Origin of the sequence: Rhodococcus sp. G-MC3 (genome assembly GCF_030063335.1) — a bacterium.
In the GTDB taxonomy this organism is placed as follows: domain Bacteria; phylum Actinomycetota; class Actinomycetes; order Mycobacteriales; family Mycobacteriaceae; genus Rhodococcoides.
The window spans coordinates 1-23,682 of sequence record NZ_JASISW010000019.1 but is presented as its reverse complement, the minus strand read 5'-3'; the positions used below and the strand labels follow the sequence as shown (position 1 = coordinate 23,682).

Annotated in this window: 22 protein-coding genes and 4 tRNA genes; 16 read left to right on the top strand and 10 right to left on the bottom strand. The window is 63.0% G+C overall.

The window, feature by feature from the left end; translation table 11 throughout:
- Positions 1–15: 15 nt before the first annotated feature.
- The 4 genes from QMK17_RS19340 to QMK17_RS19325 form a co-directional block, all read right to left on the bottom strand.
- Positions 16–558 carry an HIT family protein gene (locus tag QMK17_RS19340; protein WP_283510914.1) on the bottom strand — a complete coding sequence of 181 codons (543 nt, stop codon included), beginning with the start codon at positions 556–558 and terminating at the stop codon, positions 16–18.
- Positions 559–565: 7 nt separating this feature from the next.
- The gene (gene thrS / locus QMK17_RS19335) at positions 566–2,644 is read right to left on the bottom strand and encodes a threonine--tRNA ligase (RefSeq protein WP_283510988.1); all 2,079 of its coding nucleotides are present in this window, start codon (positions 2,642–2,644) and stop codon (positions 566–568) included.
- Positions 2,645–2,758: 114 nt separating this feature from the next.
- Entirely contained in the window at positions 2,759–3,118 is a 360-nt protein-coding gene (locus QMK17_RS19330) for a TIGR02611 family protein (RefSeq protein ID WP_442972801.1), read from the bottom strand.
- Between the two features lie 207 nt (positions 3,119–3,325).
- Positions 3,326–3,397, bottom strand: a tRNA-Val gene (locus QMK17_RS19325).
- 209 nt (positions 3,398–3,606) lie between these two features.
- On the opposite strand from QMK17_RS19325, the gene QMK17_RS19320 reads away from it, so the two are divergent.
- From QMK17_RS19320 to QMK17_RS19290, 7 genes are all read left to right on the top strand, one after another.
- Positions 3,607–3,678, top strand: a tRNA-Gly gene (locus QMK17_RS19320).
- A gap of 35 nt (positions 3,679–3,713) precedes the next feature.
- Positions 3,714–3,784 (top strand) — tRNA-Cys (locus QMK17_RS19315).
- Between the two features lie 42 nt (positions 3,785–3,826).
- Positions 3,827–3,901: transfer RNA gene (locus QMK17_RS19310), tRNA-Val, on the top strand.
- Between the two features lie 124 nt (positions 3,902–4,025).
- The gene (locus QMK17_RS19305) at positions 4,026–4,286 is read left to right on the top strand and encodes a hypothetical protein (RefSeq protein WP_283510913.1); all 261 of its coding nucleotides are present in this window, start codon (positions 4,026–4,028) and stop codon (positions 4,284–4,286) included.
- Complete coding sequence (locus QMK17_RS19300) at positions 4,279–4,950, top strand: alpha/beta hydrolase family protein (protein ID WP_283510912.1); 672 nt, start codon at positions 4,279–4,281, stop codon at positions 4,948–4,950. The genes QMK17_RS19305 and QMK17_RS19300 overlap by 8 nt, the downstream gene beginning before the upstream one ends.
- Before the next feature lie 50 nt (positions 4,951–5,000).
- Positions 5,001–5,453 (top strand): ribosomal protein L7/L12, encoded by a 453-nt coding sequence (locus QMK17_RS19295; RefSeq protein WP_283510911.1) that lies wholly within the window; start codon positions 5,001–5,003, stop codon positions 5,451–5,453.
- A complete protein-coding gene (locus QMK17_RS19290; RefSeq protein ID WP_283510910.1) occupies positions 5,450–5,980 on the top strand; it encodes a GNAT family N-acetyltransferase in 531 nt (176 codons plus the stop codon). The genes QMK17_RS19295 and QMK17_RS19290 overlap by 4 nt, the downstream gene beginning before the upstream one ends.
- Positions 5,981–5,985: 5 nt before the next feature.
- Here QMK17_RS19290 and zapE read toward each other — a convergent pair whose 3' ends face one another.
- Positions 5,986–7,002: a cell division protein ZapE gene (gene zapE, locus QMK17_RS19285; RefSeq protein ID WP_283510909.1), complete on the bottom strand. Its 1,017-nt coding sequence runs from the start codon at positions 7,000–7,002 to the stop codon at positions 5,986–5,988.
- Positions 7,003–7,036: 34 nt separating this feature from the next.
- Between zapE and QMK17_RS19280 the strand changes: the two genes are divergently transcribed.
- The 5 genes from QMK17_RS19280 to QMK17_RS19260 all read left to right on the top strand — a co-directional run bounded on the left by QMK17_RS19280 (position 7,037) and on the right by QMK17_RS19260 (position 11,747).
- Positions 7,037–7,828, top strand: coding sequence for a pyrimidine reductase family protein (locus QMK17_RS19280; protein ID WP_283510908.1), 792 nt, complete (start codon positions 7,037–7,039; stop codon positions 7,826–7,828).
- Between the two features lie 28 nt (positions 7,829–7,856).
- On the top strand, positions 7,857–9,419 hold the full coding sequence (locus tag QMK17_RS19275) for an alpha/beta fold hydrolase (protein ID WP_283510907.1): 1,563 nt from the start codon (positions 7,857–7,859) through the stop codon (positions 9,417–9,419).
- 103 nt (positions 9,420–9,522) lie between these two features.
- Positions 9,523–10,797 carry a glycosyltransferase family 87 protein gene (locus QMK17_RS19270; RefSeq protein WP_283510906.1) on the top strand — a complete coding sequence of 425 codons (1,275 nt, stop codon included), beginning with the start codon at positions 9,523–9,525 and terminating at the stop codon, positions 10,795–10,797.
- 9 nt (positions 10,798–10,806) lie between these two features.
- A complete protein-coding gene (msrB, locus tag QMK17_RS19265) occupies positions 10,807–11,235 on the top strand; it encodes a peptide-methionine (R)-S-oxide reductase MsrB (protein WP_283510905.1) in 429 nt (142 codons plus the stop codon).
- 53 nt (positions 11,236–11,288) lie between these two features.
- On the top strand, positions 11,289–11,747 hold the full coding sequence (locus tag QMK17_RS19260) for a MaoC family dehydratase (RefSeq protein ID WP_283510904.1): 459 nt from the start codon (positions 11,289–11,291) through the stop codon (positions 11,745–11,747).
- Here QMK17_RS19260 and QMK17_RS19255 read toward each other — a convergent pair.
- The 5 genes from QMK17_RS19255 to hemE are packed head-to-tail and all read right to left on the bottom strand — an operon-like array spanning position 11,728 to position 17,876.
- Positions 11,728–14,046: a molybdopterin-dependent oxidoreductase gene (locus tag QMK17_RS19255; RefSeq protein ID WP_283510903.1), complete on the bottom strand. Its 2,319-nt coding sequence runs from the start codon at positions 14,044–14,046 to the stop codon at positions 11,728–11,730. The genes QMK17_RS19260 and QMK17_RS19255 overlap by 20 nt on opposite strands.
- Complete coding sequence (locus QMK17_RS19250; RefSeq protein ID WP_283510902.1) at positions 14,043–14,741, bottom strand: HAD family hydrolase; 699 nt, start codon at positions 14,739–14,741, stop codon at positions 14,043–14,045. The genes QMK17_RS19255 and QMK17_RS19250 overlap by 4 nt, the downstream gene beginning before the upstream one ends.
- Positions 14,738–15,433 (bottom strand): hydrogen peroxide-dependent heme synthase, encoded by a 696-nt coding sequence (hemQ, locus tag QMK17_RS19245; protein ID WP_283510901.1) that lies wholly within the window; start codon positions 15,431–15,433, stop codon positions 14,738–14,740. Before hemQ ends, QMK17_RS19250 begins: the two co-directional genes overlap by 4 nt.
- 5 nt (positions 15,434–15,438) lie before the next feature.
- The gene (locus QMK17_RS19240) at positions 15,439–16,815 is read right to left on the bottom strand and encodes a protoporphyrinogen oxidase (protein WP_283510900.1); all 1,377 of its coding nucleotides are present in this window, start codon (positions 16,813–16,815) and stop codon (positions 15,439–15,441) included.
- Positions 16,812–17,876 carry a uroporphyrinogen decarboxylase gene (gene hemE / locus QMK17_RS19235; protein ID WP_283510899.1) on the bottom strand — a complete coding sequence of 355 codons (1,065 nt, stop codon included), beginning with the start codon at positions 17,874–17,876 and terminating at the stop codon, positions 16,812–16,814. The genes QMK17_RS19240 and hemE overlap by 4 nt, the downstream gene beginning before the upstream one ends.
- Before the next feature lie 148 nt (positions 17,877–18,024).
- Here hemE and QMK17_RS19230 point away from each other — a divergent pair, with 148 nt between their 5' ends.
- From QMK17_RS19230 to QMK17_RS19215, 4 genes are all read left to right on the top strand, one after another.
- Positions 18,025–18,612: a DUF3000 domain-containing protein gene (locus QMK17_RS19230; RefSeq protein ID WP_283510898.1), complete on the top strand. Its 588-nt coding sequence runs from the start codon at positions 18,025–18,027 to the stop codon at positions 18,610–18,612.
- Positions 18,613–18,665: 53 nt separating this feature from the next.
- A complete protein-coding gene (locus tag QMK17_RS19225) occupies positions 18,666–19,997 on the top strand; it encodes an HRDC domain-containing protein (protein ID WP_442972798.1) in 1,332 nt (443 codons plus the stop codon).
- Between the two features lie 71 nt (positions 19,998–20,068).
- Positions 20,069–21,295, top strand: a complete 1,227-nt coding sequence (locus QMK17_RS19220; protein ID WP_283510897.1) for a thiolase family protein — start codon at positions 20,069–20,071, stop codon at positions 21,293–21,295.
- Positions 21,292–23,397: a 3-hydroxyacyl-CoA dehydrogenase NAD-binding domain-containing protein gene (locus QMK17_RS19215; protein WP_283510896.1), complete on the top strand. Its 2,106-nt coding sequence runs from the start codon at positions 21,292–21,294 to the stop codon at positions 23,395–23,397. Before QMK17_RS19220 ends, QMK17_RS19215 begins: the two co-directional genes overlap by 4 nt.
- Positions 23,398–23,682: the final 285 nt, after the last annotated feature.

The following is a 23,682-nucleotide window of genomic DNA, read 5'->3' as shown; positions in this document are numbered from 1 at the left end:
CTTGTCGTGTTCTGTTCATTCGTTCCAGGCCGATGCCAACAATGCCCGCGTGTCACGAAGCAACTGCGGCATCACCTTGACTCCGCCCACGACCGTGATGAAGTTGGCGTCGCCGCCCCACCGCGGCACGATGTGCTGGTGCAAATGCTCCGCGAGTGAACCACCTGCTGCAGCACCGAGATTGAGCCCCACGTTGAATCCATGTGGACGTGAGACCTTTTTGATCGTCCGAATCACGTGCTGGGTGAACGACATCAACTCATCGCTCTCCGCTCGGGTGAGATCTTCCAGAGCTGCCACTCGGCGATACGGCACGATCATGGTGTGTCCAGGGTTGTACGGGTACAAGTTGAGTACCGCATAGACCTCTTCACCGCGTGCAACCACCAGTCCGTCCTCGTCGCTCATCTTCGGGATGTCGGAGAACGGTTCGCTGGAATGATTCTTGGAGCCCGGAGCCTCGGCAATGTACGACATCCGATGCGGAGTCCACAACCTCTGCAGACGATCGGGGTCACCGAGCCCGGTGTCGACGATCGCCGCGTCCTGTTCGGCCATGGTCAGCTCACTCCTGATCTTCGGTGACGAGGGCGGCAGTATTTTCTGTGAAATCCGTGGCAGTGGGAGATGCGTTGTTGCGGCAGGAGATCCAGCCAGCGACCAACTCGATCGCTCTCGCAGTCGGTACTCCGTTGACCTGCGTGCCGTCACGGAAGCGGAAGCTGACAGCCCCTGCTTCGACGTCGCGTTCGCCTGCAAGAAGCATGAACGGAACTTTCTGCGCAGTCTGGTTGAATATCTTCTTCTGCATGCGGTCATCGCTCGCGTCGACCTCGGCTCTGATGCCGCGCTTCTTCAGCTCTGCGACAACCGCGAACAAGTGGTCCTGGTGGACCTCGGCAACGGGAATGCCGACAACCTGAACCGGCGAAAGCCAGGCCGGGAACGCGCCCGCATAGTGCTCGGTGAGCACGCCGAAGAACCGCTCGATGGACCCGAACAAAGCTCGGTGGATCATCACCGGACGCTCCTTGACGCCCCCGGACGCGGTGTATTCGAGTTCGAATCTTTCGGGAAGGTTGAAGTCGAGCTGAATGGTCGACATCTGCCAGGTGCGGCCGAGTGCGTCCTTCGCCTGCACGGAAATCTTCGGTCCGTAGAAGGCGGCGCCGCCCGGGTCGGGAACCAGGTCGAGGCCGGACGCAGCCGCAACCCCGGCGAGTGTGTTGGTCGCTTCTTCCCAGACCTCGTCGCTACCGACCGACTTCTCGGGATTACGAGTCGACAGTTCGAGGTAGAAGTCGTCGAGGCCGTAGTCCTTCAACAAACCGAGCACGAACTCGAGTGCTCTGGTCAATTCGCCGTGCATCTGATCGCGTGTGCAGAAGATGTGAGCGTCGTCCTGGGTCATACCGCGCACACGGGTCAGCCCGTGGATGACGCCCGACTTCTCGTAGCGGTAGACCGTGCCGAACTCGAAGAGTCGCAACGGGAGCTCGCGGTACGAGCGACCACGCGAACGGAAGATCAGGTTGTGCATCGGGCAGTTCATCGGCTTCAGGTAGTAGTCCTGACCGGGCTTACGGACTTCGCCGTTCTCGTCGAGTTCGGCGTCGAGATGCATCGCCGGGAACATGCCGTCGCGGTACCAGTCGAGGTGACCGGACACCTCGTAAAGATGGCCCTTGGTGATGTGCGGGGTGTTGACGAACTCGTAGCCCTCTTCGATGTGCCGCTGGCGCGAGTAGTTCTCCAGCTCGTTCCTGATCACGCCGCCCTTGGGGTGGAACACCGGAAGACCAGAGCCGAGTTCGTCGGGGAAACTGAACAGATCGAGCTCGGAGCCGAGCTTGCGGTGATCGCGGCGTTCCGCCTCGGCCAGCAGCTCCATGTGGTTGTCGAGGGCCTCTGTCGATTCCCAGGCGGTGCCGTAGATACGTTGCAGATCGGCGTTGTCCTGGTTACCGCGCCAATACGCAGCCGAGCTGCGAGTCAGTTTGAAGGCAGGAACGTACTTGGTCGTCGGGATGTGCGGGCCGCGGCACAGATCGCCCCAGATTCGCTCACCCGTGCGCGGATTGAGGTTGTCGTAGGCCGTCAGCTCGCCGCCGCCGATTTCCATGATTTCCGGGTCGTCGATGCCGGACTTGTCGTTGACCAGTTCGAGCTTGTACGGCTCGTTCGCCAATTCCTCGCGCGCCTGCTCGATAGATTGGTACACCCGACGCGAGAAGCGCTGGCCCGCCTTGACTATCTGCTTCATCTTCTTCTCGAGCGCCGTCAGATCCTCGGGAGTGAATGGATTCGACACATCGAAGTCGTAGTAGAAGCCGTCCTTGATGAACGGTCCGATGCCCAGCTTGGCATCGGGGAACAACTCCTGCACGGCCTGCGCGAGCACGTGCGCGGCCGAGTGCCGGATGACACTGCGACCGTCTTCGGTGTTCGCGGCGACGGGCTCGACCTCGACATCGGCGTCGGGCGCCCACGACAGATCCCGCAGTGTTCCGTCGGCGTCCCGAACGACGACGATCGCGTCGGGTCCCTTGTTGGGAAGTCCCGTGTCCCGAAGCGCCGTGCCGGCGGTCGTTCCTGCCGGCACCATGATGCGGGCGGGCGAGACGGCGGTTGCGGGCATGGTCACGGCTGTGTACTCCTCGATTGTCATTCGCGGTCGGTAAGACCGATGACAGCCTATCGGCTGTACACAACGAACTCGCCGTCACATCGCCCGGCACGGCGCGAGGTTGTGTTCGAACTACAGCGGACTGGCCAGCCAACTCCACTCGAGACCGAACCAACCACCGGCGAGCGAAAAAGTGCCGAGGAGCCAGAGCGTCGCAAGTACTACGGCGGTGGTGAGCAGAACCCCGACACCTTTGACGACGAGAGATTGGCGTGAGAACCAGTCCATGAACCTCTCGTAATACCTACGCGCGAACTTCAACAGTCGATGTGCCCACGTGAACTCCGACGCCAGAATGCCAAGACCTGCGAAAACGACCACCCAGCCGGGCCCCGGATACGGAACCAAGACGATGCCGACGCCGAGCACGAGCACCCCCACCACCGCAACGGCTATCCGATACACGAGGTCGACCGTGGGGTTAGAGGCAATCCGCGCGCGAACCTGACGTCTGCGCTCGGCGAGGCGATCGAGAACACCGTCACCGGACCTGTCATCGTCACGGGACTTCACACTGTCACTGGACTTCACGCTGTCACTGGACTTCTGTTCGGTGCGGGCGTCGTCTGAGGTCACTGCATCAGGTTACCGACGAAAAAAAGCCCCACGCATGCACTGCGTGAGGCTTTCTTCTTTCGGTGGTCCCGGCTGGGATCGAACCAGCGACCTTCCGCGTGTGAAGCGGACGCTCTTCCACTGAGCCACGGGACCGAACGAGGCAAAACATTAACACGCGCCCCAACGGGAACTCGAATCGGCCCGTTCCGGATTTCGCAACCCGCCGCTGTGCCGCAATTCGAGCTCCACGACCATGGAAAATCACCAAAGAACAGGCTTGACCACGCGATTTGTGAGTTCGTCAGAAGTTAGTCTAATGTTTTCAACGCACCACGGAGACAGCAACTGCTTCCGAGGCGCATGCGGATGTGGCGCAGTGGTAGCGCATCACCTTGCCAAGGTGAGGGTCGCGGGTTCGAATCCCGTCATCCGCTCGAGGACCAGGGTAGACGGAATGCACCGGGCCCATGGTGGAGTGGCCGAGTGGTGAGGCAACGGCCTGCAAAGCCGTGCACACGGGTTCGATTCCCGTCTCCACCTCGCAGAAGAAGCGAAGGTTCCCAACCTTCCCTTTTTGTACCTGCGCGATTAGCTCAGCGGGAGAGCGCTTCCCTGACACGGAAGAGGTCACTGGTTCAATCCCAGTATCGCGCACCAAGAAAGCGGTTTCAGCCACGTGCTGGAGCCGCTTTTTTCGTTTCCCGAGTAATCCGCGGTGGTGATTTACGTCATAAACGTGCACTCTTGGAGGCATAGCCCACGATCGGAAGGAACAGCCACGATGGCCGAAGAGACCGCCACCACCGAACCTGACACCACCGAACCTGAGACCACCGAACCTGACACCGCCGAGCCCGAGATCGATGAGAAAGCCGAACACGAGGCCGAGGAAAAGGCCGCAGAAATCGATTCGAAGTACGAACCGGGCTCCCGGCCCACAGTGACGCTGCCCGGCACCGGCGGAATGGTCTCCGGCACCGCGTTTGCGGACATGGTCGACGAGAACGGCGAGTTGAAGGACGACACGTCCTCGGATGACTGACCTTCCGACCCAGGAGATTGCCGACGGCGGGGTACGTGGTTACCTCCACACCCCGCGCGGCGAGTCTCTTGTGTCTCTCGCGCTCACCCACGGCGCAGGCGGAAACTGTTCGGCGAAACTTCTCGTCGATGTGGCCGAACTGTTTGCGCAACACGGCGTGACAGTTCTGCGATTCGATCTTGCGTTCCGACAGGCGAGATCATCGGGTCCCCCGCATCCATCCCGGGCTGCCGCTGACAGGGACAGCGTGCGGGCAGCGGTCGATGTGCTCCGGGCGCGAACCGCGGCGCCGATCTTGATCGGCGGACATTCCTACGGTGGTCGCCAAGCTTCCATGGTGGCCGCCGAAGACGGCGCCATCGCCGCGGGCCTCGTGCTGATGTCGTATCCCCTTCACCCGCCCGGTAAGCCCGAGAAGGCACGCACAGCGCATCTACCCGACATCACGATGACCAGCCTGTTCGTTTCGGGAACCAAGGATCCTTTCGGTACGCCGGCGGAACTCGAAGACGCCATTGCAATGGTGCCGGGCACGACAGGATTCGAGCAGATCACCGGCGCCGGCCACGACTTGTCGCCGGCTCGACATCGGGCGGCCGAGCGCACCCTTGCCGCCGCGTCCGAGTTGTTCTCACTCCCCACCCGAATCGGTCCCAGAATCTGAAAATCGTGCCACTCGCGGGCATGTAACCAGTCAAGTGTTCTACTTGATTCATGCCCACCTGGGGATGGTTCATCGTCGCATTGGTCCTCATCGATGCAGCGGTTCTCGCTGCCTGGTTCCTCGCCCGCAAGAATCCACGCAAGAACCCCGCTGCCACAGCACAACTCATGCTTGCGGGCCTCGACAGCTCAGCACGAGACGAGATCTACCGGCTCGTCGGCGAGAAGAAAAAGATCCACGCCATCAAATTGTTTCGCGAACGAACCGGCGCCGGGTTGACCGAAGCCAAGGACATTGTCGAATCGGTTGGGAGCGGCAATCTGCTGCCGACCTTGGGCGCCTACCGAGCAGGCAATGGTCTCGACAGCGGGGCGTGGGAGGACATCGTTCCGAAGCTGCGCTCTCTCAAGGCCGAGGGGAAAGCGATCACCGCCATCAAGCTGCTGCGCGCCAGAACCGACCTGCCACTGCGTGAAGCCAAGGAAGCGGTGGACCGCCTATGACTGTCACCGTGGGACCGGCTGGACTCTGGGAGGCGGAACAACTCGCGGACGTCGCAGCTGTCACGTTCCCATTGGCGTGCCCACCTGGCTCGACGCGAGAGTCGATCGAAGCGTTCATCGACGACGTGCTCTCCCAGGAAAAGTTCGGCGATTATCTGGACGACCCGATGCGCACTATTCTCGCGGCGCGAGAAGACGACTCGATCGTCGGATACGCGATGACGATTCACGGCGAGCCCGCCGATCCGGACATTGCTCGGGCACTCACGCGTTCACCGACGATGGAACTGTCGAAGATGTATGTACTCCCCGGACACCACGGTCGCCAAGTTTCCACCGAACTCATGAAGGCCGTACTGGCACTGGCTTCGGAAAACCAGTGCGCGGGCGTGTGGCTCGGCGTGAACCAGGAGAACGTCAGAGCACAGCGGTTCTACGCCAAACAGGGATTCGAACAGGTCGGTACCAAAACGTTCACCGTCGGAGCCGAGGTACACGACGACTTCGTGATGGAACGCGCAGTGTAGGAACTTCAGCCGACAGCGGCGAAACGCGAGAGCGCAAGCAAGCGCGAGGTTGCACGAAGGTACTTCTTGCGGTAGCCACCGGCGAGCATCTCCTCGGTGAAGATTTCATCGAGCTTGCCACCCGACGAGGTCACCGGGATGCTGGCGTCGTACAGCCGGTCTGCCAAGACGACCAGACGCAGCGCCACCGACTGATCCGCCGCGGGGTGCACGTTCTTCAGGAACACCGAGCTGACGCCTTCGAGCAATTTGCCATAGCGCGAGGGATGCAGCGTGCTCAGGTGCGCGAGCAACTCGTCGAAATCGTCGAGGGTAGCGCCGTCGGTGTTTCCGGCCCGCTCGATCAGCTCGGGCTCGGATGTCGGGTCAGGTGCTGGTGGAAGGTCGCGGTGACGATAGTCGGGCCCGTCGACACGAATGGACTCGAAGATGGAACCCAGTTTCTTGATCTCGCGCATGAAGTCCGCTGCCGCGAATCGCCCTTCACCGAGCTGCCCTGGCAGCGTGTTGGACGTCGCGACTATGGATACGCCACGCTCGGAGAGCTCCGAGAGCAGCCGAGACACGAGCATGGTGTCGCCCGGATCGTCCAGCTCGAACTCGTCGATGCACAGGATGCTGTGGTTCGAGAATTCTTCGAGCGCCTTGTTGAAGCCGAGTGCACCGACGACATGAGTCAATTCGACGAAGGTGCCGAAAGCCTTCGGACTGGGAACGCTGTGGAAGATCGATGCGAGGAGATGGGTCTTTCCGACACCGAAACCGCCGTCGAGGTACAGGCCCGCACCGGTCGCGGGCGTCTTCTTGCCGAAGAGCCCACGCTTGCCTCCGTTACCGCGGATCTTGACGACTCGCTGGGCGAACGCCTCGGCTTTGGCGACGGCCTCCGCCTGGCTGGGCTCGTTCGGGTCCGGAATATACGAGGCAAAGCTGACGTCGTCGAACATGGCCGGTGGCACCATCTGCGCGATCAATTGATCGGATGGAACGACGGGATTGCGGTCGACAAGACGTGCGGGCATTGGAAGAGCCTAACGACGTGGTCTTATCTATCTTATGCAGCTATTGGATATTGCGACCTACTTCACATCCGAGAGCGACGTGTCGCGTGTGAGGAAAGGCCCGCTCGCTGATGCGGACCTGCAGCGTCTGTACGCATATCCCCCACGACCGCGGCGGCCGTGGATCCGCGCGAACTTCGTCTCCAGCATCGACGGCGCGGTCACTGCCGGCGGCCTCTCCGCCGGCCTTGGAACTCCCGCCGACCAGGCTGTGTTCACTGTTCTGCGTACCCTTGCCGATGCTGTCCTCGTCGGAGCAGGCACGGTCCGTGCAGAGAATTACGGCGGTGTTCGGTTCTCCACCGACGAACAAGAACGAAGATCGGCACTCGGGCTCGCACCGATTCCGCCCGTCGTAGTGGTCACGGCCTCGGCGCACATTTCGCCGGACGCCCGTATCTTCACCGACACCGAAGTCCCTCCGATCGTCGTCACCGCGGCATCGGCGTCGCCCGATGCACGCCGCGCACTGGCGACTACAGGTGCACGCGTCGTCGAAACACCGGGGGACAACGTCTCGACCGCTGCGATTCTCGCCGCGCTCGACGATCTCGGCCTGCACCGAGTCCTCTGCGAGGGAGGGCCAGGATTGTTCGGCCAGTTGCTGAACGACGACGCAGTCGACGACGTCTGTCTCACCACGGCGCCGCTTCTCGTCGCCGGTGGTGCAGGACGGATTTCGCACTCGTCCACGTCGTCGATGCGCCGCATGACCCGGGCGCACGTAGTGGCCGATGACGACGGGACGCTGTTGACGAGGTGGGTCAAACACCGGCCGTCGGCGTGAGGTCGACGATAAAAGATAGCCTCGCAGCGTGACGCAGAATCGAACGTTGCTCGCAATGACGGTGTGCCTGGCTATGACGGCCGCAGCCTGTGCTGCGGGCCCATCCCAGCGCCCCGACGTTGCAGTGGAGCAGAACTCCCCCGGGCAACCGGCGCAGAACACGGCAGATGCTGCGCCCGAAATACCGGACCTTCAGGTTCCCGTGACAGATTTGCCCTGGTCCGACTGCACCGGAACTACTCTGAACAACTACGGGTTGACGGCTCGGTCGCCGGGATTGATTCTCGAATGCTCAGATTTCGAGGCGCCGGTCGATGCGTCGGGTCAGATGTTCGGGTCGTTCTCGGTGGGCGCTATGCGTGCGCGCTTCGACCGCACTCCCGCGGATGCTGCGCCGCTCGTCCTCACCTCGGGATCGGACATGGCGTCGATCGAGACTCTCGCCGACATGGCCGCCGGCCAGAGTTCGACCCTGCTGGCCGCTCACCCGATCGTGGCGATCGATCGTCGAGGCATCGGTCGATCCACTGCGGTCGACTGCATCAAAGCCGAGGCCCGAGACCCACTCGCCGACCTCGGGCAGTTCGAACGCACCGGCGGGGACGCGGTTGACCGTGCCGTTGCTGCCGGTCGAGACGCGACCATCGAGTGCACCGATATCTTGCAGCCTCAAGAACTCGCGTTCTCCACTCGCTTCGCCGCAGACGACCTCGAACAGTTGCGCACGGCGTGGGGCGTCGACGCGCTCGGAATCGTCGGCACCGGAAACGGTGCATCGACAGCGTTGGCCTACGCAGCCGCCTACCCCGATCGCCTCGCACGCCTGGTACTCGATTCGCCGGCAGGAATCGGTGTCGACGAGATGACGCGTGCCGAGCAGAAGACGCAGGGCCGCGAGGCTGCGTTTGCGGCGTTCACGCAGCGATGTGTCGCGTTGAACTGCTCGCTGGGTGGCGATCCTCTGGCATTGGTGAAGAGTGTGATCGCGTCTGCGAATGCGGGAGCTTTCGCTCCTGTCTCCTCGCATGCCGTGGTCGACGGCATCGCATACGAATTGGCATCGTCGGACGGCGATCCGTCCCAGCGCGCTTTGGCGCTGGCCGACACGCTTTCTGCTGCATCGAATGGCGATCCGGCGAGTCTACGGTCGCTCGCCACGAAGGCAGCTGCAGCGTACGGAAGCGACGGGCAATTCGTCGCACGCTGCACCGACGGTCAGCAATGGCCGTCGCCGCAGGCCGTCCGCGACGCGGCATCGTCTTGGAACGAGCGGTACCCGGTCTTCGGCACAGACGCGGCCTTGGCTGCATTGACGTGCTCGTCGTGGCCAACGGCTCCGGCCTCCCCGCTGCCCTCCGATCTCGCCATTCCGGTGCTGCAGCTCAGTGGCGCGGCCGATCCAGTGGTCGGCAACGGCGGATTCCCAAGCATCACCGGTCTGCTCGCGTCGACGGGTACCCGCGCAGCAGCGATGACATGGCAGGGAGCTGGCCACCCAGTACTCGGCGGGTCGCAGTGTGCGCAATCCGCAGCGGTCGCCTACGCGAGCGATGCGGCGCTGCCGCCCGACGGGAGCGCCTGCCCGGCCTAGCCCTGCGTACCCATCACAGACCACTGCCGATCGGTGAGGACCGGCGCGGGTTCGCGGTGTGTCTCGGTTCTCGCTGCGTGGCGGTCAAGGTACCGTTCTGCGGGTGTCACTAAGCTTCCTCGAGCCGCGTAACGGTCGATCCACTGCAGATGTCGTGAAGTTCGCTCTGTGGCCGTTCGCCATCATGACGGTGCTCAATCGTGTGCTCGTACGGGCGGTGAACGGCGATATCACCGACGACTTCACTCCGGTGTACCGCGCGGGCCTCGCGTTCCTGAACCAGGAACCTGTATACAACGCCAACTTCGACTCGGTCGACCCGCATTATCTATATCCGCCTGGCGCGACGATGATGCTGTCCCCCGTTGCTCTGATCGACCCCGAGCGAGCTCGGTGGTTGTTCATCCTCGCCAGCGCCGTCGCGATCATTGCCGCGCTCTACATCCTGCTCAGGATCTTCGGCTACGGTATGAACTCCGTTGCAGCGCCGGTCCTTCTGTTCGCCGCGTTCGCAAGTGAAACGGTCACGAATACCCTCGTATTCACCAATTTCAACGGATTCGTTCTCCTCGGTGAGGTCGCCTTCATCGGATTCATGCTTTCACGCAAAGACCTCTGGGCGGGTGTTGCGATTGGCCTTACCATCGTCGTGAAGCCCATACTGGCGCCGCTTCTGATCATTCCTTTGATGACCAGGCAGTGGAAGGTGTTCATCACAGCACTCGGTGTGCCCGTAGTCGTCACTGCCATCGCGTGGCCGCTCTCGGTGGATCCCATGGACTTCGTACGACGTACCGCGCCCTACCTACTCCAATCACGCGACTACTTCAACAGTGCCGTGGTCGGCAACGGCCGTTACTACGGCCTGCCGGAGTTCCTCATTCTCGGCATACGCGGAGTGCTCGGCATCATGGTTCTTGCGTCCCTGTGGATTCTGTACAAATACTGCCGTGAGGACCGACTGTTCTTCATCGCCACCACCTCCGGGTTGGTTCTTACAGCTCACTGGCTGCTGGGGTCCCTCGGCCAGATGTACTACTCGATGTTGCTGTTCCCGTTGCTGATGACGGTGGTTCTGAAGAATTCAGTGCTGCGCAACTGGCCTGCCTGGCTAGCGATCTACGGCTTCACCTGTTACGACCGATGGCTGTCCGGCCGTTTCGACACGGCTGGACGTGCATTCGACTACATGCGCACCACCTTCGGATGGAGCTTGCTCATCATCGTCATTTTCGGCGTACTTCTCGGGCGTTATCTCGCAGCAAAGAAGGACGGCAGGCTGGGAGAGGGAATCGAACCGGAAGACCTGATTCTGCCTCTCCCGTCTGACAGCAGTGCGCACGCTGGGAAAACGACGAAGACCGCCGGATCGTATTAGCGTGGTGATATGACTTCAGCGACCGACAAGAATTCCGACCCTACCGTCCAGCTGACCGACTCGCAGTGGCGCGAGAAGCTGACACCCGAGGAGTACGCCGTCCTGCGTGAAGCGGGTACGGAACGTCCGTTCGTCGGTGAGTACACCGATACCTCGACCGAAGGCGTCTACGAGTGCCGCGCGTGTGGCGCCGAAGTGTTTCGCAGCACCGAGAAGTTCGAATCTCACTGCGGTTGGCCGTCGTTCTTCGACCCAGCCGACAGCGACGCCGTAATCCTGAACGAAGACATTTCGCTCGGCATGCGCCGGGTCGAGGTCATCTGCAAGAGCTGCCACAGCCACCTCGGCCACGTCTTCGAGGGCGAGGGTTACCCGACCCCGACGGATCAGCGGTACTGCATCAACTCGATTTCGCTGGTCCTCGCGCCGAAGGCCTGACGGCTGCCGGTGTCCCGGGACTGGAGTGTCGGACACACTGCCATACTGTGACCATGCGCACCTTCACATCAGCAGAGCAGCTGAAAGCAGCAGTCGGCGAGGATCTCGGGTCGAGCGATTGGCTACAGATCACTCAGGAACGAGTCAACACGTTCGCCGATGCGACCGGTGACCACCAATGGATTCATGTCGACGTAGAACGCGCAACAAGGGAGAGCCCGTTCGGTGCACCCATTGCACACGGGTTCCTGAGCCTGTCGTTGGTCTCGATGCTGAATTGGCAGATCTACACCATCGAGAACACCAAACTCGGCATCAACTACGGCTCCAACAAGGTCCGCTTCATCAACCCGGTCAAAGTCGGCTCGCACGTCCGTCTGCAGACCACGCTGACGTCCGTCGAGGACGCATCGGGCGGGGCGTTGCAGATCCTCGCCACATGCACCCTCGAGATCGAGGGCGAGGACAAACCAGCGCTGGTGGCGGAGATCATCAGCCGAATCGTCTTCTGAGCGCCTCACTGTCAGTGAATGGAGGTGGATCGAACGCGGTGATCGACGGCAATTCGCCGTCGTAGCGTTCGATCTGCACCAGCACGTGCTGCCCAGTGCACCCCTGCGACAGCGACGAGGCACCGACGTCCCGCGTCAGCACGTTCGGATTTCCGTGCTTGCACAGTGACCCACTGTCCTTCGGGTCCAGCGGGTCGTACCAGGCGCCGGTCGAGAGTTGCACGACCTCGGCGAGCATGCCGTCGTCGACGACCACTCCGGCGAGACACGCTCCGCGGTCATTGAAGACCCGCACGACATCTCCGTCGAGGAGTCCGCGAGTCGACGCTGCAGCCGAGTGCATACGAATTGGTTCGCGCCCTTGAACTTTCGACTCTTGACTAGTCGCGCCGTGGTCCAGCTGACTGTGCAATCGCGTTCGTGGCTGGTTCGCGATGAGGTGCAGGGGAAACAGCTCGGCACGCGGGCCGTTCAGCCATTCCTCGGGTTCGTACCATGCCGGGTGTCCGACGCAGTCGTCGTAGCCGAACCCGTCGACGACCTCCGAGAATATCTCGATTTTGCCGCTCGGCGTTCTGAGGGCGTTTCGAACGGGATCTTCGCGATAGTCGGCAAAAAACGTCAGACCATCCTCGGTGTCCATGCGCACCGATCCGGCCTCCCAGAATTCGCCGAACGTGGGCGTTGCAACACCCGAGGCGCCCAGGTAACCCTGCCACTCCGCGTAGAGATGTTCGAGCCACTCCCCCGAGGTCCGGCCCTCGGTGAATTCCTGCCCCACGCCCATCTTCTCGGCAACTGAAGAGAATGTGTCGTAGTCGTCCCGTGCGTGTGCGTAGCGGCGCACCGCAGGTGCCATAGCGACGAGAAGCGGATCGTTTCGAGTGCAGCTGATGTCGCTTCGTTCGAGGGACGTGGTCGACGGCACCACGATATCGGCGTGCTTGGCCATCGGAGTCCAGTAGGGATCGTGCACGACGATGGTGTCCGGGCGCGCGAGTGCCCGGCGCAAACGGCCGAGGTCCTGATGATGATGAAATGGATTTCCACCCGCCCAGTGCACCAACCTGATGTCGGGGTAACGGAGCCGAGCGCCGTTGTAGTCGAACGCCGTGCCCGGGTTCAGGAGCATGTCCGAGATCGCTGCCACCGGAATGTGCGTCGCGACAGGATTGAATCCCTGGGGCAGTGTCGGCAACGGATACGGCACCGGCGCCAAACCTGGCTCGTTCATCGAGCCGTACCCATGGCCGAACCCGCCGCCGGGTATACCGATCTGGCCAAGCATGGACGCGAGCGTCAGCCCCATCCACGGTGCCTGCTCGCCGTTCTTGATCCTCTGCATGGACCAGGTGACAGTCACGAGAGTGCGTTGCGACGCCATCGACCGCGCCAGCTCGACGATGACCTTCGGGCTCAGTCCCGATTTGTCGGCGGCCCATTCCGGCGTCTTGGCAATGCCGTCGGACGTGCCGAGCAGATACTGCTCGAAGATGTCGTAGCCGGTGCAGTACTTGTCGAGAAATGCTGCGTCGTGCAGATTTTCGGACCTGAGCACGTATGCGAGACCCAGCATCACTGCAACATCGGACCCCGGCTTCGGCGCCAGCCAGGTCGCCGCGCCGGTCATATCGTCACGCAGCGGACTGATCGTGACGATTCTTCCGCCCCTGTCCCGCAGCGACCGCAACGCCGACTCGGTCGGATGATTCGAAGTGCCGCCGTGATTGACGGAGGTGTTCTTCACCGGCACGCCGCCGAACGCGACGAGAAGGTCGGTCTTTTGTGCGATGACGTCCCAAGACGTGGACCGCGAGAACATCTTCCAATGCGCACCCAATACGTGCGGCATGATGACGCTGGTCGCGCCGGTGGAATAACTGTTCACCGAGCGTGTGTAGCCGCCGATGCAGTTGAGGAAGCGGTGAACTTGACTCTGCGCGTGATGAAATCGTCCCGCACTGCCCCATCCGTACGACCCGCCGTAGATCGCCTCGTTGCCGTGACGATCGATTACGCGCCGTAGTTCGCCCGCCAACAGCTCGGCGAGCTCCTCCCACGTGACCTCGACGAACTCGTCGCTACCGCGTTCGTTCGAGGGGCCTGGACCGTTCTCCAGCCAGCCACGACGCACGGCAGGGCCGGTTATCCGCGAACGATGACGAACCGACCCTGGGATGTTCCCCAACACCGGTGACGGCGCCACATCACCCGCGTCCGGATGGACCTCGGTGACTTCACCATCGACCGAAGACGCGCGGTACATACCCCAGTGCGCCATGTGCTGAGCGGGACTCATATACCGTTGCGCTCCAGCGCTTTCCGCAGAGCATCTGGGCGCAGCGACGTGTGAACCGGCTCGACGAGAGCGAATGCGCAACCGATATCGCGTGCAGCGCCATCGGCTTCCTCACTATCGCCGACCATCAGCGTGCGGCTCGGAACGACGCCTAGTTTTTCGGTGGCATACCGAAATATCTCCTGCTGTGGTTTGACGAATCCGACCTCGTACGACAACACGAACTCCGAGATGTACTCGCTCACACCGAGAGCGTCGAACGCTGGACGGATATCGAAAGCGATGTTGCTCAGCACTGCAACCGGAATGGACTTGGCCGCCAACAATTTCAGCACCTCGGCGGTGTCGGGGTACGGCGTCCAGCAGAACGGATCGAGAACCCGTCCGTACACGGCGTCCGCCTGGGCCGGATCGTCGATTCCCGACTCGCGCAGTACATGCAGGTACGCCTGACGATGCAATGCCGGATCGAGATCCCGGTTGCGCCACGCGTACCTGCTGGCATCGTCGAACTCTACGACCTCACCGACCGGCGCCGTCAACCTCCGCATCAGCTCCGCAGCATGATGACCGTCGACCGGGGTTCCGTCGCTGTGCGTCACACCGTCGAACCAGGAGTCGTCCTCGTCCAGGCGAAAGAGCGTCCCGGAAAAATCGAAAATTACAGCCTGAATATCTGAACTTCCCGCGGTCACGGAAGAGAAGCCACGAGCGCTTCGACATCCACGCGAGGACCGGTGAAGAACGGAATCTCCTCCCGCACATGGCGTCGCGCTTCGGTGGCACGCAGGTCGCGCATCAGGTCGACGATGCGATCGAGCTCGGGTGCCTCGAACGCAAGGATCCACTCGTAATCCCCGAGTGCGAACGACGGAACGGTGTTGGCGCGCACGTCCTTGTAGCCGCGGGCGGCCATACCGTGATCGGCGAGCATCTGGCGACGCTCGTCGTCGGGGAGCAGGTACCAGTCGATGGAGCGGACGAAGGGGTACACGCAGATGTACGCACCGGGATCTTCACCCGCGATGAATGCAGGTACGTGACTCTTGTTGAACTCGGCCGGCCGATGCAGCGCGGAGTTGCTCCACACCGGAGTGCTGGCCTTGCCGAGCGCGGTGGTGCGCCGAAAATCGGAGTACGTCGCTTGCAGATCCTCGATGCGCTCCGCATGGGTCCACACCATGAAGTCGGCATCGGCGCGCATACCGGCAATGTCGTAGACGCCACGCACTGCAACGCCCTTCTCTTCCTGGCTTTCGAAGAACGCACGAGCTTCCTTCGCTGCTTCGGCCCGGTCCTCGCCCAGAACACCGGGTGTGACCTTGTATACCGAGAACATCAGGTAGCGGAGCGTGGAGTTGAGCGTGGAATAGTCGAGGCGTGCCATAGCCCCTATCGTGCCACCTCGCACACGGCGGCCGCAGCTCTGGTGGCCGATGCGATACACGCGGGGACTCCGACGCCGTGACTCCAAGCACCTGCGACGGCAACGCCGGGAACGTCCTTCACGGCTTCTTCGATCTCGGCGACTCGGTTCAAGTGCCCTGGAGCGTATTGCGGGAGTCCCCCGCGCCAGCGCGCAACGAAGGTTCCGGTCGGCGGGACGTCGATGCCGGTGACGGTTCGCAGGTCGGCCAGGGCTGTCTCGACCAGCTGTTCGTCGGTCCAACCAAGGGCCTCGGTGTCGCCGAACCGTCCGAGCGACGCGCGCAGCACCGGTCCGCTGCGGTCAGCGAGATGCGTCCACTTACGACTGGACAGGGTGAATGCTTTGACCGAAAGCCCTGCGTCGGTTGCGACGAGAACCCCTGAGTTGTCGGGCAGTTCGGTGCCCGCAGGAAGCGAGCAGGCGACCACCACAGAGGATGCGAGCTCGATGCCTGCGGCAGCATCGGCAGCGTCGGGAACGGTGTCTGCCAGGATCTGCGACAGCGCCGGCGCGGGCACTGCGAGGACGACGACATCAACGTGACCGATCGGGTCCACTCTCCACCCTTTGCGCTCGCCGCAGATCGAGACCACCGAAGTCCCCATCACCGTTCGGGCTCCGGCTACGGCCACCAGTGCGTCGACGAGCACGCCGTATCCACCGCGCAATGCGCCGAACACCGGCGCCGAACTGGGAGCGGGAATCGCACTCTCGACCGCGGCGGTCAATGACAGCGCGCCCGCATCGAGAGCCGCGGCGAGTGTGGGTACAGCCGCCCGTACGCCGATGGAGTCCGACAGCCCCGAATAGACACCGCCGAGAAGCGGATCCACCGATCGACGAAGCACTTGTTCGCCGAAACGCCCGCCGACCAGATCGGCGACGCTCATGTCGCTGCCTCGATCCCAATGCAGGTCGACGCTCTGCTCGGCGGCGATCCGCCGCAGGGTCGCATCGTCCACGAGACCCGCCACCGACTCAGCGTTGGACGGAATCCCCATCAAGGTGCCTGCAGGCATCGCATGCAGAGCGCCCGCCGAGTAGATCAGAGGGCGTTTGCCTGCCGGATGAACCAATTGATCAGCTAGACCGAGCTCTGCCATCAGCGCAGGCACTTCCGGCCTTCTACCGATGAACGCTTCGGCTCCCACATCGAGCGGACCGCCTGCGAGATCGACCGTACGGAGTGTGCCTCCGAGCCGTTCCGACGCTTCGACGACGGTGATCTCGGCGTCGGGCCCGAGCGCTGTACGCAGCCGGTAGGCGGCCACCAGCCCGGTGATTCCGCCGCCGACCACTGCTGCCCTCGGGGCTGTCGCCCTGCGCGAGAGATTCGTCACAGCGAGTGCACCAGCTCCACTACTCGGGTCAGCACCGCGGGGTCGGTATCGGGCAGGACTCCGTGACCGAGGTTGAATACGTGCCCCGTTGCTCCGGCCTTCACAGCACGGTCGCCCTCGGCGACGATCCGTCGAACCTCGGACTCCACCGCGTCCCATCCTGCAAAAAGGACGGCGGGGTCGAGATTGCCTTGCAACGCTTTACCCGGGCCGACGCGACGGAATGCGTCGTCGAGCGGAATTCGCCAGTCGACTCCGACCACGTCGGCGCCTGCTTCGCCCATCGCACCGAGCAATTCTCCGGTGCCCACACCGAAGTGAATCTTCGGCACTCCCGCCCCGCTGACCGAGTCGAGGACCTTGGTCGAGTGCGGCAACACAAATTCTCGGTAGTCCCGCAGTGACAGCGCTCCCGCCCAAGAATCGAACAGTTGGATCGCGTCGACACCTGCGGCGAGTTGGGCCTGCAGGAATGTGATCGTGGTGTCTGCGAGGCCATCGAGTAATGCGTGCCATGTGGCCGGGTCCGAGCGCATCAACGCCTTCGTCTTCTCGTGGTTGCGGCTCGGTCCCCCTTCGACAAGGTAGGACGCGAGGGTGAAGGGTGCTCCTGCGAAACCGATGAGAGCCGTCTGCCCCAACTCCTTCGTCAGCAGCTCGATCGCGTCGGATACCGGTTGCACCTGATCGGCATCGAGCTTGGGCAGGGCAGCCACGTCGGCTGCCGACCTCACCGGATTCGCCACAACCGGACCGGTACCAGCAACGATGTCGAGGTCCAACCCTGCGGCCTTCAGCGGCACCACGATGTCGGAGAACAGAATCGCAGCATCCACGTCGTGCCGCCGCACCGGCTGAAGGGTGATCTCGGCCACCAGTTCGGCATCGAAGCAGGAGTCGAGCATGCCGATGCCTGCCCGGATCTTCCGGTATTCCGGAAGGGATCGGCCGGCCTGGCGCATGAACCACACCGGACGACGCGACGTGGGCCGCCCTGCGATGGCGGCAAGCAGCGGTGCGTCAGGAAGAAGGCGACGGGACGAAGGCGTGTCGGTGTTCATCGGTCTCCATGCTGCCACGCGAGCGCCGTGACGCTTCTATGCAGGTCCGACACATCTTCTCAGGACGGGGGTGCGGCGTGTCGCGGGTTGGTGTCGAGTCGGCGCGCCTGCGGCGAACCCGAACGTGATGCGTCTAACGTCCGATGTCGTGACCAAACCCGGACCCTCTGCCGAGCCCGCGCCGTTTCGATCGGCGATCGAGGCTATGCACCGGGCCGTCGTACACCCGGCCATCGAGATCGGGCCGATTCGACCGCCGCAGCGCCTGGCCCCTTACAGCTACGCCATCGGGGCGGAAGTGAAACACCCCAACTCCGAGGACATCAGCGAGCAATCGGACGGCGACGCCTTCGGCCGCCTGATTCTGCTGTACGACCCAGACGGCGACGAAGCCTGGAACGGAACGATGCGCCTCGTCGCGTACATCCAGGCCGACGTCGACGAGTCGCTCGCATCCGATCCGCTGCTCCCCGAGGTGGGTTGGAGCTGGTTGGTCGACGCTCTGGAAAGCGGTTCAGAGCCCTTCACCGCGCTCGGCGGCACGGTCACGTCGACGAGTTCTGTCCGCTACGGGGACATAGCAGGCCCTCCGAAGGCGCACCAGCTCGAACTTCGTGCGTCGTGGACAGCTGGGTCCGTCGAACTGGCGTCCCACGTCCAAGCCTTCTGTGAGGTACTCGCCTACGCCGCTGGATTACCGCCCGCAGGTATCACCGCGCTCCGCGGAGGCGAGTAGAACCGGACGTAGTCCGCACACTGCTGACAGGAGAGGGCTTAGAGTCACCTCTCATGTCAGCGACCAATTCCGACGAACCGCCCTACGCATCGGAGTCGAAAGCAATGGAGTCCGCTGTTGTGGGCGCCGAAGTAGTGGACTCGGACACGACCGCGGTTGCGCCGACCGCGATACCTTTGCTCGCCCCGGCCGACGGCGTACCTACGGTCGTCGACACGCCGGAGGCCGTCGCCGTCGCAGCGCGCATGCTGGCAGGCGGACACGGGCCGCTCGCTGTCGACGCCGAACGGGCGTCAGGATTTCGCTACTCTCAACGGGCCTACCTCCTTCAGTTCCGACGTCGCGGGGCGGGAACCGTGCTGCTCGATCCGATCCCAGTGGCGGCGGCGCTCGGTCCGCTTGCCGAGGTCATCAATCCTCTCGAATGGGTTCTCCATTCCGCCGATCAGGATTTGCCGGGACTCGCCGAACTCGGGTTGGAGCCGGCAACGCTGTACGACACCGAACTCGCCGGTCGTCTGGCTGGTTTCGAACGAGTCGGTCTCGGACCGATCGTGGAACGAACTCTCGGCCTCTCCCTTCAAAAAGGCCACGGTGCCGCAGACTGGTCGACGCGTCCGCTCCCCGATACGTGGCTCAACTACGCAGCGTTGGACGTCGAGGTTCTCCTCGAACTCCGTGACGCGATGGCGGCCGAACTGGAAAGTCAAGGGAAGACCGCCTGGGCGGCACAGGAGTTCGCGCACATCCTCTCCCTTGGACCGCCGAAGCCGAAGGCGGACCGCTGGCGGCGCACGTCCGGAATTCATGCGGTCAAGTCTTCGAGAGTGCTCGCGTCGATCCGCGAGCTGTGGCAGGCCCGAGACGAACTGGCCCAGCGGCGCGACATCGCTCCATCGAGAGTGCTGCCTGACTCGGCGATCGTTGCAGCAGCATCGGCAGACCCGAAGACCGAGGGTGAACTGCGCGCACTGCCTGTTTTCGGAGGCCCCCGCCAGCGCAGGTCGACGAGTATGTGGCTGTCAGCTCTAGAACGCGCACGCAGGCTGCCTACAACCGAACTGCCTCCGAAGTCGGCACCGTTCGACGGTCCTCCACCGGTCAATCGGTGGGCTCGCCGGGACCCGGAGGCCGCGGAACGTCTTGCGACAGCGAGGACAGCGATGACCGAGCTGAGCGAGAGCGTGTCCGTGCCGGTGGAAAATTTGCTGCTGCCCGACGTCCTGCGACGGTTGGTTTGGGATTGGCGATCTGTGGCCGCGGCGGATGCTCCCGCGATCATCGAGGCGACGCTCAGCGAAGGTCGCGCGCGACCCTGGCAACTCGAGCTGACCGTTTCCGTGCTCGCCAAGGCTTTGACCCCTACTCAAGTTACCGACGAGTAATACCGGCTAGAGTGGGCAGCAACCCGGCGTCGGCCGGGAATCAAGTCCGCACCTGTCGGGAGGATCGAAGCGTGTCTGTACCCGCGTCCACCAGCTCACAGCGAAATGTCGTGTTCGTCGACGGCATCCGCACACCGTTCGGCAAAGCAGGCCCCAAGGGCATCTACGCCGACACCCGCGCAGACGACCTCGTCGTCAAAGCAATTCGCGAACTTCTACGCAAGAACCCTGCTCTACCTCCCGAGCGAGTCGACGAGGTCGCCATTGCCGCGACCACGCAGACCGGCGACCAGGGATTGACCATCGGCCGCACGTCCGCTCTGCTCGCTGGACTGCCCATCAGCGTCCCGGGCTTCGCCATCGACCGCATGTGCGCCGGCGCGATGACCTCGGTCACCACCACCGGCTCCGGCATCGGCTTCGGCCAGTATGACGTCGTCATCGCGGGTGGCGTCGAGCATATGGGTCGTCACCCGATGGGTGAGGGCGTCGATCCGAACCCGAGGTTCCTTGCCGACCGTCTCGTCGATCCGAGTGCGCTCGTCATGGGCAACACTGCGGAGAATCTGCACGACCGTTTCCCGGCCATCACCAAGGACCGCACCGACGCGTATGCCGTTGCGAGCCAGGACAAGTACGAAGCCGCCAAGAAGGCCGGCTACATCGCCGACACCCTCGTTCCCGTCGCCACGAAGTCCGCAGCAGGTTGGGGCTTGGCCACCGAGGACGAGCCGCCGCGCCCCGGTACCACCATCGAGGATCTTGCGAAGCTCAAGACCCCGTTCCGTCCGGCAGGCCGCGTGACAGCGGGCAACGCTGCCGGCCTCAACGACGGCGCTACGGCTGCGATCCTCGCCGGTGAAGACACCGCGCACGAGCTGGGCCTCAACATCGGCATGCGTATGGTCGGCTTCTCATTCGCTGGAGTCGATCCGGCAGTGATGGGTATCGGCCCTGTGCCTGCTACCGAAAAGCTTCTGGGCCGTACTGGTTTGAGCATCTCCGACATCGGCCTCTTCGAGATCAACGAAGCCTTCGCCATCCAGGTTCTGGCGTTCCTAGATCACTACGGGATAGCCGACGACGACCCACGCGTCAACCAGTGGGGCGGCGCCATCGCCTGTGGCCACCCTCTCGCATCCTCTGGCGTACGCCTGATGACGCAGCTGAGCCGTCAGTTCACCGAGCGCCCCGACGTTCGCTACGGCCTGACCACCATGTGCATCGGTCTCGGCATGGGTGGCACCGTCATCTGGGAGAACCCGAACCACTCCGACTACTCGGGAGCAGTCAAATGAGCGACATCACCACAGCGTTCACCGACGAGGTAGTCACGAACGCGTTCACCAAGATCATCTCCGTACCCGGACTCGAGGGCTCGATCGCTCTCGTCACCCTCGACAACGGATACGACCACACCAAGCCGTCGACCTTCGGCCCTGCTGGGCTTGCACAGTTCGACGCGGCGCTCGACGAAGCGTTTGCCGCCAACCCGGTTGCCATCGCGGTTACCGGAAAGCCGTTCATCTTCGCTGTCGGCGCGGACCTCAACGGTGTTCCGAATATCAAGACCAAGGACGAGGCGCTGCAGATCGGGCAACTCGGTCACAAGGTGTTTCGCCGCCTTCGCGAGTCCGGGGTCCCGACGTTCGCGTTCATCAACGGCGCTGCGCTCGGCGGCGGCTTGGAGGTAGGGCTGCACTCGCACTACCGGACCGTCGCGGACAACGCAGCAGCACTCGGCCTACCCGAAGCATTCCTCGGGATGGTCCCGGGATGGGGCGGAACACAGTTGCTGCCCAACATCGTCGGCGCATCGAATGCAGTCACCGTGGTCATCGAGAATTCACTCAACCAGAACCGCACGCTGAAGCCGCAGCAGGCATTGGACCTCGGTATCGCCGACGCAGTCTTCGGCGGAGCGGACTTCATCGAGCAGTCGCTCGCCTGGGCGGTGAAAGTCATCAATGGTGAGATCACTCCTGCTCGCCCCGAGATCGATCGGGGCCAGGCCTGGGACGACGCCATCGCTCGTGCCAGGGGAATCGTCGCGGGCAAGACCGGCAACTTCGCCCCCGGCCCCGTCGCCGCTGTCGAGCTGCTCGAACTTGCGAAGTCCACCGACATCACCGATTCGGCATCTCTCGACACAGCATTCGCCGCCGAGGACGAGGCACTGTCGACGTTGCTGGTCAAGGATGAGCTCCGCGCCGGCCTGTACGCGTTCGACCTAGTCCAGAAGCGTGCGAAGCGTCCGGCAGGCGCACCCGACAAGTCGTTGGCGCGCAAGATCTCCGGAGTCGGCATCGTCGGCGCAGGCCTGATGGCCAGCCAGCTTGCGCTTCTCTTCGTCCGTCAGCTGAAGGTGCCGGTGATCCTGACCGACATCGATCAGGAGCGCATCGACAAGGGCGTCGGCTACGTTCACAGCGAGATCGACAAGCTGCTCGGCAAGAAACGTCTGTCTCCTGACGCAGCAAACCGCCTGAAGGCCTTGGTTTCCGGTTCGATCGACAAGTCGGCGTTCGCGAAGACGGACTTCGTTATCGAGGCCGTGTTCGAGAACCTCGATGTCAAGAAGAAGGTGTTCGCCGAGGTCGAGGAATTCGTCTCTCCCGAAACGATTCTTGCCACCAACACATCGTCGCTGTCCATCACCAAGATGGCCGCCGAGTTGAAGCACCCCGAGCGCGTGGTGGGCTTCCACTTCTTCAACCCTGTCGCTGTACTTCCGCTTCTGGAGGTCGTCAAGGGTGAGAAGACCGATGATGCCACCCTTGCAACTGCTTTCGCCACCGCGAAGACGCTCAAGAAGTCGGCTGTGCTCTCCGCCGACCTTCCCGGATTCGTCTTCAACCGTCTCGTCACTCGTGCCTCCAACGAGATCATCAGTGCGATCGACGAGGGCACCCCGTTCGACGTCGCCGACGGCGCCGTGGGCGAACTCGGAATGCCGATGAGCCCTCTGACGTTGTTGGCCCTCGTAGGACCGGCGGTGGCGCTGCACACTGCCGAGACGCTCGCCGAGGCATACCCGGAGCGGTTCAAGGACTCCCCCGGCTTCCGCGCTCTGGTCGAGGCGAAGAAGCCCGGCGTGTGGACGTACGGCCCCGAGGGTCAGGTGGTCGATCCCGAGGTAGCCGCACTGTGGCCGCAGGGCGATTCACCGTCGACTGCAGAACAGGTGCTCGATCGCACTCGTCGTGCGTTCGCTGACGAGATCCGCATCATGCTCGACGAGGGTGTAGTCGCGGCTCCCGAGGACATCGACCTCTGCCTGCTCCTTGGCGGTGGCTTCGGTTTCTGGAATGGCGGTATCACGCCATATCTCGACCGCACCGGCGCGTCCGAGGCTGCAACCGGCAAGCGGTTCCTCGCTTCCGGCGTCGCAAACGTCTAATTTTCTCGGTTCCATCCCACAGCCGGCACTCGATTCGAGTGCCGGCTGTGGCATTTCCGGCATTACGCTCTGGCGCCGAATTCCCTACTGGGGGTTCGTTTGTGGAGGAAGGGGTTCGTTTGTCAGACCCCTAGACAGCAGCGCTTCCAGAGCACTACTCTCGAACACATGTTCGACTACGGGGATTCAGCAGCGACAGTCGCACGCCTGGCGATCACCGACATCCACCACAGCTGGGACTACCACCAGAACTGGGACAGCGACACCACCGTCGCCGGACTCCTC

Bases quoted from the DNA above. Each gene is read 5' to 3' on its own strand.
- QMK17_RS19280 (WP_283510908.1), top strand. From the start codon at position 7,037: ATGCAGCTATTGGATATTGCGACCTACTTCACATCCGAGAGCGACGTG.
- QMK17_RS19260 (WP_283510904.1), top strand. From the start codon at position 11,289: ATGCGCACCTTCACATCAGCAGAGCAGCTGAAAGCAGCAGTCGGCGAG.
- QMK17_RS19255 (WP_283510903.1), bottom strand. From the start codon at position 14,046: ATGAGTCCCGCTCAGCACATGGCGCACTGGGGTATGTACCGCGCGTCT.
- QMK17_RS19340 (WP_283510914.1), bottom strand. From the start codon at position 558: ATGGCCGAACAGGACGCGGCGATCGTCGACACCGGGCTCGGTGACCCC.
- QMK17_RS19295 (WP_283510911.1), top strand. From the start codon at position 5,001: ATGCCCACCTGGGGATGGTTCATCGTCGCATTGGTCCTCATCGATGCA.
- QMK17_RS19290 (WP_283510910.1), top strand. From the start codon at position 5,450: ATGACTGTCACCGTGGGACCGGCTGGACTCTGGGAGGCGGAACAACTC.
- hemE (WP_283510899.1), bottom strand. From the start codon at position 17,876: ATGAACACCGACACGCCTTCGTCCCGTCGCCTTCTTCCTGACGCACCG.
- QMK17_RS19305 (WP_283510913.1), top strand. From the start codon at position 4,026: ATGGCCGAAGAGACCGCCACCACCGAACCTGACACCACCGAACCTGAG.
- QMK17_RS19225 (WP_442972798.1), top strand. From the start codon at position 18,666: ATGTCAGCGACCAATTCCGACGAACCGCCCTACGCATCGGAGTCGAAA.
- QMK17_RS19300 (WP_283510912.1), top strand. From the start codon at position 4,279: ATGACTGACCTTCCGACCCAGGAGATTGCCGACGGCGGGGTACGTGGT.
- zapE (WP_283510909.1), bottom strand. From the start codon at position 7,002: ATGCCCGCACGTCTTGTCGACCGCAATCCCGTCGTTCCATCCGATCAA.
- QMK17_RS19215 (WP_283510896.1), top strand. From the start codon at position 21,292: ATGAGCGACATCACCACAGCGTTCACCGACGAGGTAGTCACGAACGCG.
- hemQ (WP_283510901.1), bottom strand. From the start codon at position 15,433: ATGGCACGCCTCGACTATTCCACGCTCAACTCCACGCTCCGCTACCTG.
- msrB (WP_283510905.1), top strand. From the start codon at position 10,807: ATGACTTCAGCGACCGACAAGAATTCCGACCCTACCGTCCAGCTGACC.